Genomic DNA, 15937 nt, shown 5'->3' on the forward strand with positions numbered 1-15937 from the left:
CGCTGTCCCCGGTCGTCGGGACCGGCCCCTGCGGGCCGGCCGTCGATCCGCGGGGCTGACCCTCGGAAGTTCCCGAATCCATCAATTCCGGTCGTTTACCGGCGTATTGCGGCTGCGTACGGTCCGCGAGGTCTCACGATACGTGGCAATACCCCGTCGCGAGGCAGTGTCAACGCATCCCGGTCAGTCAGTCGGCTTGAACGTGGCGAACGCGGTCTCGCGCAGCTTGGTGCACTCCTCGCCCTTCCAGGCGTCGGCCGGGCAGCTCACCATGATCGAGTAGCCGCGCTTGGCGTCGACCTTGAACCCGCGGTTGAGGACGTGAATCCGCTGGCCGCGCTGGTCGCGGGCGAACTCCCAGTCCGCGACGGTGGGGTAGCCGTTGTACTCGACCGGGCTGATGCCGATGTGCTCGTAGCCCTTGCTGGTGGCGGCCACCACGGCGCGCGCGGCGTTCCAGGCGCCCGCGGCGTCGCTGCCGGGACTGCTGTTGAAGTCGACCTGAACGCGCGGGAAACCGCCGTCCTTGCTGTATATCCCGCCCGAGTTCGCACCCGCTATGGCCGTCCGCTTGTACCCGGCGGGCATCGCCATCGTGAAGTGGAACCGGGAGTCGCTGACCGCCTCGAAGCCCGCGGGCACCGCGCCGTCGGCGGGCTTGTCGGCGGACGGCCGGCCGGAGGGCTTGTCACCGGTGCTGCCGGTGGCGCCGCCCTTGTCCGGTCCGCCGCCCTGGTCCGTGGACTTCTCCGGGGTCTTGCCGTCGGCTCCGGCCGTCGCCCCGCTCGAACTGGACGAGCCCTTGCCGTTCTTGCCCTCCTCCGGGGTCCCGTTCGGGGTGTCCTTGTTCATCGCGATGGCCAGCACGGTGCCGAGCACGGCGAGCGCCGCGACCAGCCCGACCACGAGCAGCGCCCGCTTGCGCGCGGCGGGCGACATCCCGCCGACGGTCCCCGACGACATCCCTCCGCCGCCGGAACCGGAACCGGACGGCGAACCGGAGGTCCGGCCGGCGGAAGGCATCGCCGCGGTGGCCCCGACCGCACCGCCCGCAGCCGCGGCGGTGCCCCCCGCCGCAGGCAGGGAGCGCTCGGGCTGCTCCTTCTTCTGCAGACCGGGCTTCGCCGCCGCGGACTTCCCGGTACTCGGGATGTCGGCCGGCACGGGCGGAAGCGGAACCACCTTCGTGGCGTCCGAGCGGGCCAGTTCGTCGCCCGCCGCGTCCGCCTCGTCGAGCTGGTTGAGCACGTCGTTGAGCAGCGCCCGCGCGCCCGCGTCGTCCAGCCGCTGAGCCGGGTCCTTGGCGAGCAGCCCGTAGATGACCTCGTCCAGCGGTCCCGCGTTCTTCGGCGGGTCCACCGGCTCGGTCATCACGGCGGTCAGGGTCGCGATGGCGGACCCCTTGTCGTACGGCGGGACGCCCTCCACCGACGCGTAGATCAGTCCGCCGAGCGACCACAGGTCGGCGGCGGGGCCCGGCTTGTGGCCGCGGGCCCGCTCCGGCGAGATGTACGAGGGGGCGCCGACGAGCATCCCGGTCGAGGTGATCGACGGGTCGCCCTCGACCTGGGCGATGCCGAAGTCGGTCAGGACGACCCGGCCGTCCTCGGCGATCAGCACGTTGGACGGCTTCACGTCGCGGTGCAGGATGCCCTGGCGGTGGGCGGCCCTGAGCACGTCGAGGATGGCGAGGGCGACCTCGGTGGCGCGACGCGGCGTCAGCAGGCCGTCCTCGCGGACGGCTTCGGCGAGGGACTTGCCCTCGATGAGCTCCATGACGATCCACGGCCGGTCGTCCTCGTCGACGACGTCGAAGACGGTGACCGCGCCGTGGTTGCGGATCCGGGCGATGGCCTTGGCCTCGCGCAGGGTCCGGGTGATCAGCCGGCGCTTCTCGTCCTCGTCGATGGCGGTCGGGAAACGCAGTTCCTTGACCGCGACGGTGCGGCCCAGCGTCTCGTCGGTGGCGCGCCAGACCGTGCCCATGCCGCCCCGGCCGAGCACGTCGCCGAGCCGGTAACGGCCCGCCAGCAGCCGGCCCTCGACCTCGCCGGAGGTGTCCGAAGCGGCGTCCCTGGCGGCCTCGGCAGCCGCCGCCTCCGCGCCCGCCCCGTCGTCGGACCCGCTGTCCCGTTCGTCGCCCCGCTCCCGGGACGCGGCGTCGCGCGTCCCGTTCCGCTCGTCGGGCCCGGCGCCCTTCGCGCTCTTCCGCTCGTCGGACCCTGCGTCCTTCGTGCTGTTCCGCTCATCGGACACGGCGTCCTGCGTGCTCTTCCGCGACTGCTCCCGCTCGTCCGACATGCGTCCCCTCTGCGATCCCTGATCTTCGCCCGTGCCCCGGCCGTGCGCGTATGTCCGTCCATGGGCGTCCATGTACGGACCTGTCGTCGGTCGTTTCGGCGGCTTCCCCGGCGATGCGGCAACCCGCCCTGGCAGAGCCCCCATTGTCCCCCACGCGCGGACCGCGAACACCCCCGGGGCGGGAGCGCGCGCTCCCGCCGCGCCCCGCCCGCCTCCCGGCCCGCCCCTTACAGCGGTGCGATGTCCGGTGCGCCCAGCCGTGCGGCGTCCGCCGTCAGGTCGTCGGGCTGGCGCTGCGACTCGCGTTCCGCCTCCACCCGCTTCTCGTAGTGCTCCACCTCGCGCTCCACCTGTCCCTTGTCCCAGCCCAGCACCGGAGCCATCAACTCCGCGCACTCCAGCGCGCTGCGGGTGCCCCGGTCGAAGGTCTCGATGGAGATCCGGGTGCGCCGGGTCAGTACGTCGTCCAGGTGCCGGGCCCCCTCGTGCGAGGCGGCGTAGACGATCTCCGCGCGCAGGTAGTCCTCGGCGCCGGTGAGCGGCTCGCCGAGCCCCGGGTCTTCCGCGATCAGTTCGAGGAGTTCCTCGGCCAGGGACCCGTACCGGTTCAACAGGTGCTCCACGCGCACCACGTGAAGACCCGTCCGGGCCGCGATCCTGGCCCGTGCGTTCCACAGCGCCTTGTAGCCCTCGGCGCCGAGCAGCGGCACGTCCTCGGTGACGCACTCCGCCACCCGCGCGTCCAGCCCGTGCACCGCCTCGTCGACGGCGTCCTTGGCCATCACCCGGTACGTCGTGTACTTGCCGCCCGCGACGACGACGAGCCCCGGCACCGGGTGCGCGACCGTGTGCTCCCGCGACAGCTTGCTGGTGGCGTCCGACTCCCCCGCCAGCAGGGGCCGCAGACCCGCGTAGACACCCTGCACGTCGTCCCTGGTGAGGGGCACGGCCAGGACCGAATTCACGTGTTCCAGGAGATAGTCGATATCCGCGCTGGAGGCCGCCGGGTGCGCCTTGTCCAAATCCCAGTCGGTATCCGTGGTGCCGACAATCCAGTGCCGTCCCCAGGGAATGACGAAAAGGACCGATTTCTCGGTCCGCAGAATCAATCCGGTGGTCGAGTGAATGCGGTCCTTGGGCACCACCAGGTGAATTCCCTTGGACGCGCGGACGTGGAACTGTCCCCTTTCCCCGATCAGCGCCTGGGTGTCGTCCGTCCACACCCCGGTCGCGTTGACCACCTGCTTGGCCCGGATCTCGTACTCGCCGCCCGCCTCGACGTCCTCGACCCGCACGCCGACGACGCGTTCGCCCTCGCGCAGGAAGCCGACCACCCGCGCCCGGTTGGCGACCTGCGCACCGTAGGCGGCGGCCGTGCGCACCAGGGTGGCCACGTAACGGGCGTCGTCCATCTGCGCGTCGTAGTACTGGAGGGCGCCGGTCAGCGCGTCCTTCTTCAAGGCCGGTGCGACGCGCAGCGCGTGACGGCGCGACAGGTGACGGTGCATCGGCAGCCCGCGGCCGTGCCCGGAGGACACCGACATCGCGTCGTACAGGGCCACGCCCGAGCCCGCGTACCACCGCTCCCACCCCTTGTGCTGGAGCGGGTAGAGGAAGGGCACCGGCTTCACCAGGTGCGGAGCCAGCCGCTCCAGGAGCAGTCCGCGCTCCTTCAGCGCCTCGCGCACCAGGGCGAAGTCGAGCATCTCCAGATAGCGCAGGCCGCCGTGGATCAGCTTGCTGGAACGGCTGGACGTGCCGGAGGCCCAGTCGCGCGCCTCGACGAGCCCGGTGGACAGACCCCGGGTCACGGCGTCCAGCGCCGTCCCGGCACCGACCACGCCCGCGCCCACCACCAGCACGTCCAGTTCCCGCTCGGCCATCGCGGCGAGCGCCTGAGCGCGCTCGGCCGGTCCCAGTGTCGCTGTCCTCACTGCTGCCTCCCGTTTGGTGCGGTGGGTGCGGTCGGGCTCGCGGACGTCCCGTGGGACGGGGTTTACCCCGGGCCGCTCCACCGATTCTCGCCGCAGGCGCGTTCTTCAGCCACTGCCTGTGGACAACCAGGGGAACCGGCCGCTCCGCAGCACGCCGGGGAGCGGCCCGAGAGCCACCCCGACCCCGTGCCGGAAATCCCCAATAACGGTCATATTTACGCCTAGTCTGACATTTCTTCGGCTCGAACTGTCCACCGGGCTTGCGCCCCGCCCCGCCTCCGCTTATAGCGGGGCACCCGGCGGGCCGCGGGTCGCAGCGGACTCAAGGGAAGGACGGCTCACGCCATGCCCGCAGATCTCGCCGTCGTCGGACTCGGCCACCTCGGCCTCCCCCTCGCCCAGGCCGCCGTCGCCGCCGGCGTCGCCACCATCGGTTACGACACCGATCCGCGCCCGGTCGCCGAGCTGGCGGCCGGCCGCCCGCCGGTGGAGGGTTCGCTCTCCGCCGCCGAGATCCGCCGGATGCTGGCGGGCGGGTTCCGTCCCACCACCGACCCCGCCGAGCTGGGCCGGGTCCGTACCGCCGTGATCTGCGCGCCCACCAGGCTCGGCGCCGACCGCACCCTCGACCTGTCCGCCGTCGAGGCCGCCGCCCGCACCCTCGCCGCCCGGCTGCGCCCGCACACCACCGTGCTGCTGGAGTCCGCCGTCCACCCGGGCGCGACCGAGGACTTCCTGCGCCCCCTGCTGGAGGCGGGCTCGGGGCTGCGCGCGGGCCGCGACTTCCACCTCGCGTACTCCCCCGCCCGCCTCGACCCCGGCAACCGGGCGCACGGCTACGCGCAGACCCCCAAGGTCATCGGCGGCCTCACCCCCGCCTGCACCGAGTCCGCCGCCGCCTTCTACGGCCGCCTCACCGACAAGGTGGTGCGCGCCCGAGGGCCGCGCGAGGCGGAGACCGTCGGCGTCCTGGAGACCAACTACCGGCACGTCAACATCGCCCTCGCCAACGAGATGGCCGTCCTCTGCCACGACCTGGGCGTCGACCTCTGGGACGTCATCCGCTGCGCCGAGACCAAGCCGTACGGGTTCCAGGCGTTCCGCCCCGGCCCCGGTGTCGGCGGCCACAGCGTCCCCCTCGACCCCAACTACCTCTCGTACAGCAGCCGCACCCCCGGCCACCCGCTGCGCATGGTCGGCCTGGCCCAGGAGATCAACGGCCGGATGCCCGGCTACGTCCTCCAGCGCTGCGCCACCCTCCTCAACGAGCACGGCAAGTCCGCCCGGGGCGCCCGCGTCCTGCTGCTCGGCGTCACCTACAAGGCCGACCTCGCCGACCAGGAGAACTCTCCCGCCCCCGAGATCGCCTCCCGGCTGCGCGACATGGGTGCCCACCTCACGTACCACGACCCGCACGTCCCGCACTGGCGGGTGCGCGACATCCCGGTGCCCCGCGCGGACTCCCTCTACGAGGCCGCGGCGGCGGCCGACCTGACGATCCTGCTCCAGCACCACCGCACGTACGACCTCCAGGGCCTGGCGGTGAAGGCCCAGCTCCTGCTGGACACCCGCGGGGCGGGCCCGGCCGGCGCGACGTACCGCCTCTAGCAGCGACGCTCCCGATCCACCGCACCGCTCCCGGCACACCTCGCCCAGGAGAGAACCCCGGAATCTCCACCCCCATTCGGCGTAGTCGACTGCTACCGTCAAGCGCGCACAACCGAACTTATGCGCGCTTTACGTCACTCCCAGGGGGGAACCACCATGTCTTATCCCGCTCAGCCACCCCAGCAGCCCGGCGGCAACCCGTACGCCCAGAACCAGCCGCCGCAGGGCTTCGGCGCCCCGCAGGGACCGAACCAGTTCCCGGGCGGCCAGTTCCCCCCGCAGCAGGGTCAGTTCGGCGGCGGCTTCCCGCCGCCGCAGCCCGTGCGGCCGAGCGGCAACGTGGGGGCGGGCGTGCTGGTCGGCCTCCTGGTGGCCCTGGTCACCGCGGGCATCTACGGCGCCGTCATCGGGATGCTGGAGGCCGAGGTGGGCTACGCGGCCATCGGCGTCGGCTTCCTCACCGGCCTGGCGGCGGGCAAGGTCGGCGGCCGGAGCCCGGCCGTCATGGTCTTCGCCTCGGTCTTCTCGCTGCTCGGCGTCTACCTCGGCCAGATGCTCGGCATGGCGATCCTGGTCAACAAGGCCATGGGCGCGGGCGTGGTGTCGATGCTCACCGAGCACTTCGACCTGCTCAACCAGGGCTGGAAGGAAGAGCTGGACTTCATGACCTTCCTCTTCTTCGCCCTCGCGGTGGTCGGCGCCGTCTCCGGCGCCAAGAAGGCCTCGTAGCTCCCGGAGCACCACGTACGACGGAAGGGCCCCGCACCGAGTGATCGGTGCGGGGCCCTTCCGTCGTACGGGACCGTGCGGGACCCGCGGTCAGCGGCGGTGCTGGGAGTCCGCGACCGTCACCTCGACGCGCTGGAACTCCTTGAGCTCGCTGTAGCCCGTGGTGGCCATCGAGCGGCGCAGGGCGCCGAAGAGGTTCATCGAGCCGTCCGGGATGTGCGCCGGGCCGGTCAGGATCTCCTCCGTCGTACCGACGACACCCAGGTTCATGCGCTTGCCGCGCGGCACGTCCTCGTGGACGGCCTCCATGCCCCAGTGGTGGCCCTGGCCGGGCGCGTCCGTGGCGCGGGCCAGCGGGGAGCCCATCATGACCGCGTCCGCACCGCAGGCGACGGCCTTGGGCAGGTCGCCGGACCAGCCCACGCCGCCGTCGGCGATGACGTGCACGTACCGGCCGCCGGACTCGTCCATGTAGTCGCGGCGGGCGGCGGCCACGTCCGCGACGGCGGTGGCCATCGGGACCTGGATGCCCAGCACGTTGCGGGTGGTGTGCGCGGCGCCGCCGCCGAAGCCGACGAGGACGCCCGCCGCGCCGGTGCGCATCAGGTGCAGGGCCGCGGTGTACGTGGCGCAGCCGCCGACGATGACCGGGACGTCCAGCTCGTAGATGAACTGCTTGAGGTTGAGCGGCTCGGCCGCGCCGGAGACGTGCTCGGCGGAGACGGTCGTGCCCCGGATGACGAAGATGTCCACACCGGCGTCGACGACGGCCTTGGAGAACTCGGCGGTGCGCTGCGGGGAGAGCGCGGCGGCGGTGACCACGCCCGAGTCGCGCACCTCCTTGATGCGCTGCCCGATCAGCTCGGCCTTGATCGGCTCCGCGTAGATCTCCTGGAGGCGGCGGGTGGCCGCGCTCTCGTCGTTCAGCTCGCGGATCTCGGCCAGCAGCGGCTCGGGGTCCTCGTACCGCGTCCACAGACCTTCGAGGTTCAGTACGCCGAGGCCGCCGAGCTGCCCGATGCGGATCGCGGTCTCGGGCGAGACGACCGAGTCCATGGGGGCGGCCAGGAAGGGCAGCTCGAAGCGGTAGGCGTCGATCTGCCAGGCGATCGAGACCTCCTTCGGGTCCCGCGTACGCCGGCTCGGCACGATGGCGATGTCGTCGAACGCGTACGCCCTGCGGCCGCGCTTGCCGCGCCCGATCTCGATCTCAGTCACGTTGTGTGGCCTTTCCCTCTTGGTCTGCCGTTCCAGTATCCCCGACACACATGGAAGGGGCGGCCCCGGTGATTCCGGGACCGCCCCCCATGCGGGCCAGCGGCTACTTGCGGCTGTAGTTCGGTGCCTCGACCGTCATCTGGATGTCGTGCGGGTGGCTCTCCTTGAGGCCCGCCGAGGTGATCCGGACGAAGCGTCCGTTGTCCTGGAGCTCGGGGACGGTGCGTCCGCCGACGTAGAACATCGACTGGCGCAGACCGCCGACGAGCTGGTGCACGACCGCGGAGACCGGGCCCCGGTAGGGCACCTGGCCCTCGATGCCCTCGGGCACGAGCTTGTCGTCGGTGCGCACGCCCTCCTGGAAGTACCGGTCCTTGGAGTACGACTTGTTGTCGCCGCGCGTCTGCATCGCACCGAGCGAACCCATGCCGCGGTACGACTTGAACTGCTTGCCGTTGATGAACAGCAGCTCGCCCGGGGACTCCTCGCAGCCCGCCAGCAGCGAGCCCAGCATCACGGTGTCGGCACCGGCGACGAGCGCCTTGGCGATGTCGCCCGAGTACTGGAGGCCGCCGTCGCCGATGACCGGGACACCGGCCGCCTTGGCGGCGAGGGAGGCCTCGTAGATCGCGGTGACCTGCGGGACACCGATGCCGGCGACGACGCGGGTGGTGCAGATGGAGCCCGGTCCGACACCGACCTTGATGCCGTCGACACCGGCGTCGATGAGCGCCTGGGCGCCGTCGCGGGTGGCGATGTTGCCGCCGATGACGTCGATGCCCGAGGTGTTCGACTTGATCTTGGCGACCATGTCGCCGACCAGCTTGGAGTGGCCGTGCGCGGTGTCCACCACGATGAAGTCGACGCCGGCCTCGGCCAGCGCCTGGGCGCGCTCGAAGGCGTCACCGGCGACGCCGACGGCGGCACCGACCAGCAGCCGGCCCTCGGCGTCCTTGGCCGCGTTCGGGTACTTCTCGGCCTTGACGAAGTCCTTGACCGTGATCAGGCCCTTGAGGATGCCCGAGTCGTCGACCAGCGGCAGCTTCTCGATCTTGTGGCGGCGCAGCAGCTCGACCGCGTCCACCGCCGAGATGCCGACCTTGCCGGTGACCAGCGGCATCGGCGTCATGACCTCGCGCACCTGACGGCTGCGGTCGGTCTCGAAGGCCATGTCGCGGTTGGTGACGATGCCGAGCAGTTTGCCCGCCGCGTCGGTGACCGGCACACCGCTGATGCGGAACTTGGCGCACAGGTGGTCGGCCTCGGCCAGCGTGGCGTCCGGGTGGACGGTGATCGGGTCGGTCACCATGCCGGACTCGGAGCGCTTGACCAGGTCGACCTGGTTGGCCTGGTCGGCGATGGAGAGGTTGCGGTGCAGGACGCCGACACCGCCCTGGCGGGCCATCGCGATGGCCATCCGGGACTCGGTGACCTTGTCCATGGCGGCGGACAGCAGGGGGATGTTCACCCGTACGTTCCGCGAGATGAGGGAGGAGGTGTCGATCTGGTCGGGTGCCATGTCGGACGCGCCGGGAAGCAGCAGCACATCGTCGTAGGTCAGCCCGAGCGTCGCGAATTTCTCCGGCACTCCATCGACGTTCGCAGTCATGACACCTTCCCAAATGGTCTTGCCCGGCGCGGATGTCCATGCTAACGGGAACCGGAGGTGTCGGATTCCACGATCATGACAAGCGGCCGAGTTTGTACGTTTCTCCCGCGCGCGCGTACGACGAAGGGCGGTGCGGCGCGGTGTCGCCCGGCCGGGTCGCTGTCCGGCCGGTGCGGTGCGGGCCGGGCTACTGCTCGGCGAGGGCGCGGAGTCTGCTCAGCGCCCTGTGCTGTGCAACGCGCACGGCCCCCGGGGACATTCCGAGCTTCTGTCCGGTCTCCTCCGCGGTCAGCCCGACGGCGACCCGCAGCACCAGCAGCTCGCGCTGGTGCTCGGGGAGGTTGGCCAGCAGTTTCTTGGCCCAGGCGGCGTCGCTGCTGAGCAGCGCGCGCTCCTCGGGGCCGAGCGAGTCGTCGGGCCGCTCCGGCATCTCGTCGGAGGGCACCGCGGTCGACCCGGGGTGGCGCATCGCCGCCCGCTGGAGGTCGGCGACCTTGTGCGCGGCGATGGCGAAGACGAACGCCTCGAAGGGCCTGCCGGTGTCCTTGTAGCGCGGCAGTGCCATCAGCACCGCGACGCAGACCTCCTGGGCCAGGTCCTCGACGAAGTGACGAGCGTCACCGGGCAACCGGGACAGTCGTGACCTGCAATAACGCAGAGCCAGGGGATGAACGTGGGCGAGCAGGTCGTGCGTGGCCTGCTCGTCCCCCTCCACGGCGAGGTGCACCAGGGCACCGATGGCCCCCTGGGTCGCCACCGCCTCGTCGTCGCGCATCGGTCCATGGTGCCTTGACGTTCCGGCATCCGCGCCGCCGCGCCCGTAGTTGTGCACTGAAGCGTTATGAGCAGGTACGCCAGGACTCATCTCCCGCGCCCTCCCCTTCCGCTCGACCGATCCGTTCCCGAGGAACCCCATCCCTCAAGGATGCGGCATCGGCCGCCGAACCGGGATCGGGCGTCCTGCGCCCCGTCCGCACGAGGCGGACGGGGGACCTTCTCACGCGTGCTGGTTCACACCGGCCACGGCCCTAGCGGACCAGTCCCCAGCGGAATCCGAGCGCCACCGCGTGGGCCCGGTCCGAGGCGCCGAGCTTCTTGAACAGCCTCCTGGCGTGCGTCTTCACCGTGTCCTCGGAGAGGAAGAGCTCGCGGCCGATCTCCGCGTTGGAGCGGCCGTGGCTCATGCCCTCCAGCACCTGGATCTCCCGGGCGGTGAGGGTCGGCGCCGCACCCATCTCGGCGGACCGCAGCCGGCGCGGGGCGAGCCGCCAGGTCGGGTCGGCGAGCGCCTGCGTGACGGTCGCGCGCAGCTCGGCGCGGGACGCGTCCTTGTGCAGATAGCCGCGGGCCCCGGCGGCGACCGCGAGCGCGACGCCGTCGAGGTCCTCCGCGACCGTGAGCATGATGATCCGGGCGCCGGGGTCGGCCGACAGCAGACGCCGGACCGTCTCGACACCGCCGAGACCGGGCATCCGTACGTCCATCAGAATCAGGTCCGAACGGTCGGCGCCCCAGCGGCGGAGGACTTCCTCGCCGTTGGCAGCCGTCGTCACGCGCTCGACGCCGGGCACGGTCGCGACCGCGCGGCGAAGCGCCTCTCGGGCAAGCGGGGAGTCGTCGCAGACGAGGACGGATGTCATGACCGACCTCCGCCGCTCGCACAGCTGATGCGCGTCACCTTGGGCCTCCAGGCTGAATACAAGTCGTCACCTGTGCGGTTGACACTCTCGGACACCTGCCCGATCGCTCTTTCCTTCAACCGCCTCAGCCAACTCAACGACGGTCACTCGAAAGAGTTACGGCCCAGGAATCGGACTCTCGTGGCCTTAGTGCCCCATTTAGTCGGTTTTCTTCCTTTTTGCTGGTGTCTAGGGCTAGATTTCCAATGAGTCATATTTTCATCTACTCACACCGTAGATGGGTGGGCTCGCTCAAGTTTCCGGCTCAGCACAGACGCAAGGGGACAACCAATGGCAGATTTCTCCCGCCTTCCCGGACCCAACGCCGACCTGTGGGACTGGCAGCTCCTGGCCGCCTGCCGCGGCGTCGACAGCTCGCTGTTCTTCCACCCGGAGGGCGAGCGCGGGGCCGCGCGGAGCGCACGTGAGAACTCGGCGAAGGAGGTCTGCATGAGGTGCCCGGTGCGCGCGCAGTGCGCGGCACACGCGCTCCAGGTGCGCGAGCCCTACGGAGTGTGGGGCGGCCTCACGGAGGACGAGCGCGAGGAGCTGATGGGCCGGGCCAGGCACCGTCTGGTCCCCACCGGCCAGGCGGCGGCCCCCGGCGCGAAGACGGCGGGACCGGCGGGGCGGGCCCCGGTGCGGGGCGGCGGCGCCGAGCACGCGCGCCGCGTCACCCTGGTGAAGTAACCGCCCGGCCCCGCGCGCGAAGGAACGTTTCTGCGATGCGGTACCCGTCCAGCGGGCGGCCGGTCAGCGGGCCGCCGCCAGGGCGAGCTGGTCGAGGGTGGCCGCCACCGCCGGCACCTGGGCCAGGTCGGGCAGGGTGAGCGCGACGATCTCGCGCTGCACCGCCGGTTCGACCGCGACGGTGCGCACGGCCTTGTGCCGTACGGACTCCATGGCCAGCGCGGGCAGCACCGCGACGCCCAGACCGGCGCCGACCAGGCCGATCACGGCCGGGTAGTCGTCGGTGGCGAAGTCGATCCGCGGGGCGAAGCCCGCGCTCTCGCAGACCTCGACCAGTTGTCGGCGGCAGCGCGGGCAGCCCGCGATCCAGGGCTCCTCGGCGAGTTCGCCGATGCCGACGGTGCCCGCCCCGTCGAGCCGGTGCCCCTCGGGGACCAGGCCGACGAGGCGGTCGGTGAGGAGCGGGCGGACGACCAGGTCGGTCCAGTCCTCGGTGGCCCCGCCCGGCCCGTAACGGAAGGCGAGGGCCACGTCGCAGTCGCCCTCGCGGAGCATCTCCACCGAGCGGGGCGGCTCCGCGTCGACGAGGGAGACGCGGGTGCCGGGGTGGGCGGCGCGCAGGGCGGCGAGCGCGGTGGGCACCAGGGTGGAGCTGCCGGAGGGGAAGGAGACCAGCCGCACCCGGCCGGCCCGCAGGCCCGCGATGGCGGCGACCTCCTCCTCCGCCGCGGTGAGCCCGGCGAGGATGCCCGCGGCGTGCCGCACGAGCACCTCGCCGGCCTGGGTGAGGCGCATCTCGCGGCCGGTGCGGATCAGCAGCGGGGTGCCCGTCGACTGCTCCAGCGCCTTCATCTGCTGGCTGACGGCCGGCTGGGTGCAGCCGAGCTCGCGGGCGGCGGCCGAGAAGGACCCGGTGGCGGCGACCGCACGCAGGACGCGGAGGTGGCGGGCTTCGATCATACGCCAATCATAAGGCTGGCTTGGACTTTCAGGCGAATTATTGCTGTCGGCTTTTAGCTGGACTGGGTTAGCGTTCCCGCCATGGAACTACTGAGCGTGAATCTGGGGCGGGCCACGGCCAGCGAGCACACCGACAACCCGAGCGGCATGACCGGCATCGGCAAGATCCCCGCACAGGGGCCGGTGGAGGTGCGGGAGCCGGGGCCCAGCGGCACCGGCGGCAGCGGTCTCGTCGGTGACGACGTCTGCGACCTGCGCCACCACGGCGGCACCCGGCAGGCGGTCTACGCGTACGCGCGCGAGGACCTGGACCGGTGGGAGGAGGAGCTGGGCCGGCCGCTGCGCTCCGGGGAGTTCGGCGAGAACTTCACCACGGCGGGGCTCGACGTGAACGAGGCGCGGCTCGGCGAGCGCTGGCGCGTCGGGGCGGACCTGGTGCTGGAGGTGACCGCCTCGCGCATCCCGTGCCGGACGTTCGCGGGCGCGCTGGACGAGAAGCAGTGGGTGAAGCGCTTCACCCAGGCGGTGGTCCCGGGGGCGTACCTCAGGGTGGTGGAGCCCGGTGCCGTACGGGCCGGGGACCCGATCGAGGTGGTGCACCGGCCCTCGCACGAGGTGACGGTGGCGATGCACTTCCAGGCCTACACGCTGCGCCGGGAACTGCTGCCGAGGCTGCTGGAGGCCGGCGACGTGCTGTCCCCGTACACCCGTGAGAAGGCCCTCGCCTATCTGGAGCAGCAGGGCGGGACCGCCGAGAAGTGAGGGAAATCCCTTAGGCGGCAGGCGAGTTGGAGTCGGGGGCGGCCGGGGGGCCGCCCCCGATGCCGGTGCACGGGGTGCGGCGCGAGGGTCGTGTCATGTCCCGTGGGAAGCGCGTCCTCATCGTCCTCGGCACCCTTGCCGCCGTGTTCGTCGCCGCCGTGGGCGGCCTGTTCGTGTCGGTGTGGACGGGTGCGGAGATCAGCACCGTCGGCACGACGGACTTCCGCAACGAGCTGAAGGTGCCACCGCTCGCGGCATCGGTGGTGGACAAGGACGGCACCCGGGTCTTCGACCTGCGGATGCAGGCGGGGACCACGGAGTTCCTGCCCGGGACGAAGACCCCGACCTGGGGGTTCAACGGCTCCTACCTCGGGCCGACGCTGCGGGCCGCTCGCGGCGAGAAGGTGAAGGTACGCGTCTCCAACGGGCTCGACGAGGCGTCCAGCGTGCACTGGCACGGCATGCACGTCCCCGCCAGGATGGACGGCGGCCCGCACCAGGAGGTCGCGGCGGGGAAGACCTGGACGCCGTACTGGAAGATCGACCAGCCGGCCGCCACCCTCTGGTACCACCCGCATCCGCACGGGCGGACCGAGGCGCACGTGCGGCGCGGGCTGGCGGGGATGTTCCTGGTCGACGACGCGAAGGCGGGGGCGCTCGCGCTGCCGAAGCGGTACGGGGTGGACGACGTGCCGGTGGCGGTGCAGGACGTGACCTTCGACGGGGCGGAGCTCGACGACGGCAAGGGGATGATGCGCAACACCGGGTTCCTGGGCGAGCGGACCATGGTGAACGGGACGCTCGACCCGTACAAGGTGGTCGGTGACGAGCTGGTGCGGCTGCGCCTGCTGAACGCCTCGACGGCCCGGGTCTACGACTTCGGGTTCGGCGACGACCGCGCCTTCGCCCTGGTCGGCACGGACGGCGGGCTGCTGGAGAAGCCGGAGACCCTGCGCCGGGTGCAGCTCTCGCCGGGAATGGGGTCTCCCCTGCTCGAACGAAGTTGAGAGCTTGGGGAAGGGCGGAGGTCGTGGTGCGGATGCGGGCGGGCGAGCGGACCGTGCTGCGCAGCTTTCCGCAGGACAACTACGGGGACGCGTGGAACCGCCGGTTCGGGGGCGGCGACGACTCCTTCGACGTGCTGGAGCTGCGGGCCGCCGCCTCCCTGCGCAGGTCGCCGGCGCTGCCGGCCGTGTTGGGGAAGCTGGAGGTTCCGCAGGCGAAGGACGAGGTGCGGGGTCGGTACTTCGGGCTGCGGATGTCGGGGATCAACGGCCGGAAGATGGACATGGGGCGCGTGGACGAGACGGTCACCCGGGGCACGGCCGAGACCTGGACCGTGCGCAACGAGGACGGTGTACCGCACAACTTCCATGTGCACGACGTGCAGTTCCGGGTGCTGGAGGTGGACGGCAGGCCGCCGGAGGGGACGCTGCGCGGGGCCAAGGACACGGTGTTCGTGCCGGGCGGGAGCACGGTGAAGCTGGCGATGCGGTTCGACGGGCCTGCCGATCCGGACACTCCGTACATGTACCACTGCCATCTGCTGTACCACGAGGACCGGGGAATGATGGGGCAGTTCGTGGTGGTGGAGAAGGGGCAGCGGGCCGGTTCGCCGGGCGGCGGCGGGGGCACGGGCGATCATGCCGGGCACTAACGTAGCCGTATGACGACTGCACTGATCACAGGAGCGACCGCGGGCATCGGCTCCGCGTTCGCGCGGCGGCTGGCCTCCGACGGGCACAACCTGGTGCTGGTGGCCCGCAACACCGAGCGCCTCCAGGAGCAGGCGACCGAGCTGCACGACAAGCACGGGGTCGAGGCGGAGGTGCTGAGCGCCGACCTGGCGACGGACAAGGGCATCGCGGCCGTCGAGGCGCGGCTGGCGGACCGCACGCACCCGGTTGACCTGCTGGTCAACAACGCGGGTTTCGGCAACAAGGGCGAGTTCCTGGAAGTGCCGATGGCCGACGAGCTGACGATGCTGAAGGTGCACTGCGAGGCGGTGCTGCGGCTGACGTCGGCGGCGGTGACGGGCATGAAGGAGCGCGGGCGCGGCGGGGTCGTCAACGTCGCCTCGGTCGCCGCCTTCGTGCCGCGCGGGACGTACGGGGCGAGCAAGGCGTGGGTGGTGCAGTTCACCCAGGGTGTCGCGAAGGACATGACGGGCAGCGGGGTGCGGCTGATGGCGCTGTGTCCGGGCTTCGTGCGCACCGAGTTCCACGAGCGGGCCGGGATGGGGACCGACAACATCCCCTCGTGGATGTGGCTGGACGCGGACAAGCTGGTGGCGGAGGCGCTGAAGGACCTGGCGCGCGGCAAGGCGCTGTCGATCCCCGACCCCCGCTACAAGGCGCTGATGGGTGTGGTGAAGGTGGCGCCGCGCGGCCTGCTCGGGGGGATCACCTCCCGGACAGGCCGCAAGTACGGGCCTCAGTAGCCGTGCG

Annotated in this window: 14 protein-coding genes; 7 read left to right on the top strand and 7 right to left on the bottom strand. The window is 71.6% G+C overall.

The genetic code is table 11. The annotated features are described in order from the left end of the window. Window positions 1-183 precede the first annotated feature (183 nt). Together ACFYVL_RS28820 and ACFYVL_RS28825 are read right to left on the bottom strand one after the other, a co-directional pair. On the bottom strand, window positions 184-2301 hold the full coding sequence (locus ACFYVL_RS28820) for a serine/threonine-protein kinase (protein WP_389249899.1): 2118 nt from the start codon (window positions 2299-2301) through the stop codon (window positions 184-186). A 227-nt stretch (window positions 2302-2528) separates the two neighbouring features. Next, entirely contained in the window at window positions 2529-4235 is a 1707-nt protein-coding gene (locus tag ACFYVL_RS28825) for a glycerol-3-phosphate dehydrogenase/oxidase (protein WP_389249901.1), read from the bottom strand. A 345-nt stretch (window positions 4236-4580) separates the two neighbouring features. Between ACFYVL_RS28825 and ACFYVL_RS28830 the strand changes: the two genes are divergently transcribed. Both ACFYVL_RS28830 and ACFYVL_RS28835 read left to right on the top strand, forming a co-directional pair. Continuing rightward, complete coding sequence (locus tag ACFYVL_RS28830; RefSeq protein ID WP_389249902.1) at window positions 4581-5843, top strand: nucleotide sugar dehydrogenase; 1263 nt, start codon at window positions 4581-4583, stop codon at window positions 5841-5843. A 156-nt stretch (window positions 5844-5999) separates the two neighbouring features. Then, entirely contained in the window at window positions 6000-6572 is a 573-nt protein-coding gene (locus tag ACFYVL_RS28835) for a hypothetical protein (protein WP_389249903.1), read from the top strand. 90 nt (window positions 6573-6662) lie between these two features. Here ACFYVL_RS28835 and ACFYVL_RS28840 read toward each other — a convergent pair whose 3' ends face one another. From ACFYVL_RS28840 to ACFYVL_RS28855, 4 genes are all read right to left on the bottom strand, one after another. Further along, on the bottom strand, window positions 6663-7790 hold the full coding sequence (locus tag ACFYVL_RS28840) for a GuaB3 family IMP dehydrogenase-related protein (protein WP_389249904.1): 1128 nt from the start codon (window positions 7788-7790) through the stop codon (window positions 6663-6665). 103 nt (window positions 7791-7893) lie between these two features. Next, on the bottom strand, window positions 7894-9399 hold the full coding sequence (gene guaB / locus ACFYVL_RS28845) for an IMP dehydrogenase (protein WP_389249905.1): 1506 nt from the start codon (window positions 9397-9399) through the stop codon (window positions 7894-7896). A gap of 187 nt (window positions 9400-9586) precedes the next feature. Then, on the bottom strand, window positions 9587-10174 hold the full coding sequence (locus ACFYVL_RS28850; protein ID WP_389249906.1) for a sigma-70 family RNA polymerase sigma factor: 588 nt from the start codon (window positions 10172-10174) through the stop codon (window positions 9587-9589). Between the two features lie 253 nt (window positions 10175-10427). Then, window positions 10428-11039 (bottom strand): response regulator transcription factor, encoded by a 612-nt coding sequence (locus ACFYVL_RS28855; protein ID WP_003948568.1) that lies wholly within the window; start codon window positions 11037-11039, stop codon window positions 10428-10430. Between the two features lie 330 nt (window positions 11040-11369). Here ACFYVL_RS28855 and ACFYVL_RS28860 point away from each other — a divergent pair, with 330 nt between their 5' ends. Next, window positions 11370-11768: a WhiB family transcriptional regulator gene (locus ACFYVL_RS28860; protein WP_389249907.1), complete on the top strand. Its 399-nt coding sequence runs from the start codon at window positions 11370-11372 to the stop codon at window positions 11766-11768. 63 nt (window positions 11769-11831) lie between these two features. Here ACFYVL_RS28860 and ACFYVL_RS28865 read toward each other — a convergent pair whose 3' ends face one another. Next, window positions 11832-12728, bottom strand: a complete 897-nt coding sequence (locus ACFYVL_RS28865) for a LysR family transcriptional regulator (RefSeq protein ID WP_389249909.1) — start codon at window positions 12726-12728, stop codon at window positions 11832-11834. 81 nt (window positions 12729-12809) lie between these two features. On the opposite strand from ACFYVL_RS28865, the gene ACFYVL_RS28870 reads away from it, so the two are divergent. The 4 genes from ACFYVL_RS28870 (at window position 12810) to ACFYVL_RS28885 (ending at window position 15930) form a co-directional block, all read left to right on the top strand. After that, the gene (locus ACFYVL_RS28870; RefSeq protein ID WP_389249911.1) at window positions 12810-13490 is read left to right on the top strand and encodes an MOSC domain-containing protein; all 681 of its coding nucleotides are present in this window, start codon (window positions 12810-12812) and stop codon (window positions 13488-13490) included. A 95-nt stretch (window positions 13491-13585) separates the two neighbouring features. After that, on the top strand, window positions 13586-14497 hold the full coding sequence (locus ACFYVL_RS28875; RefSeq protein ID WP_389249913.1) for a multicopper oxidase family protein: 912 nt from the start codon (window positions 13586-13588) through the stop codon (window positions 14495-14497). Further along, complete coding sequence (locus ACFYVL_RS28880) at window positions 14494-15147, top strand: multicopper oxidase domain-containing protein (RefSeq protein ID WP_389249915.1); 654 nt, start codon at window positions 14494-14496, stop codon at window positions 15145-15147. The genes ACFYVL_RS28875 and ACFYVL_RS28880 overlap by 4 nt, the downstream gene beginning before the upstream one ends. Window positions 15148-15156: 9 nt before the next feature. Continuing rightward, window positions 15157-15930: an SDR family NAD(P)-dependent oxidoreductase gene (locus ACFYVL_RS28885; RefSeq protein WP_389249917.1), complete on the top strand. Its 774-nt coding sequence runs from the start codon at window positions 15157-15159 to the stop codon at window positions 15928-15930. The last annotated feature ends 7 nt before the right edge of the window (window positions 15931-15937 follow it).

The sequence above is a fragment of the Streptomyces sp. NPDC004111 genome (assembly GCF_042874215.1).
In the GTDB taxonomy this organism is placed as follows: Bacteria; Actinomycetota; Actinomycetes; order Streptomycetales; family Streptomycetaceae; genus Streptomyces.

What these genes read in the sequence shown, in the direction of transcription:
- ACFYVL_RS28865 (WP_389249909.1), bottom strand. Translation starts at nt 12,728, where the DNA reads ATGATCGAAGCCCGCCACCTCCGCGTCCTGCGTGCGGTCGCCGCCACC.
- ACFYVL_RS28830 (WP_389249902.1), top strand. Translation starts at nt 4,581, where the DNA reads ATGCCCGCAGATCTCGCCGTCGTCGGACTCGGCCACCTCGGCCTCCCC.
- ACFYVL_RS28850 (WP_389249906.1), bottom strand. Translation starts at nt 10,174, where the DNA reads ATGCGCGACGACGAGGCGGTGGCGACCCAGGGGGCCATCGGTGCCCTG.
- ACFYVL_RS28885 (WP_389249917.1), top strand. Translation starts at nt 15,157, where the DNA reads ATGACGACTGCACTGATCACAGGAGCGACCGCGGGCATCGGCTCCGCG.
- ACFYVL_RS28820 (WP_389249899.1), bottom strand. Translation starts at nt 2,301, where the DNA reads ATGTCGGACGAGCGGGAGCAGTCGCGGAAGAGCACGCAGGACGCCGTG.
- ACFYVL_RS28855 (WP_003948568.1), bottom strand. Translation starts at nt 11,039, where the DNA reads ATGACATCCGTCCTCGTCTGCGACGACTCCCCGCTTGCCCGAGAGGCG.
- ACFYVL_RS28875 (WP_389249913.1), top strand. Translation starts at nt 13,586, where the DNA reads ATGTCCCGTGGGAAGCGCGTCCTCATCGTCCTCGGCACCCTTGCCGCC.
- ACFYVL_RS28870 (WP_389249911.1), top strand. Translation starts at nt 12,810, where the DNA reads ATGGAACTACTGAGCGTGAATCTGGGGCGGGCCACGGCCAGCGAGCAC.
- ACFYVL_RS28860 (WP_389249907.1), top strand. Translation starts at nt 11,370, where the DNA reads ATGGCAGATTTCTCCCGCCTTCCCGGACCCAACGCCGACCTGTGGGAC.
- ACFYVL_RS28835 (WP_389249903.1), top strand. Translation starts at nt 6,000, where the DNA reads ATGTCTTATCCCGCTCAGCCACCCCAGCAGCCCGGCGGCAACCCGTAC.
- guaB (WP_389249905.1), bottom strand. Translation starts at nt 9,399, where the DNA reads ATGACTGCGAACGTCGATGGAGTGCCGGAGAAATTCGCGACGCTCGGG.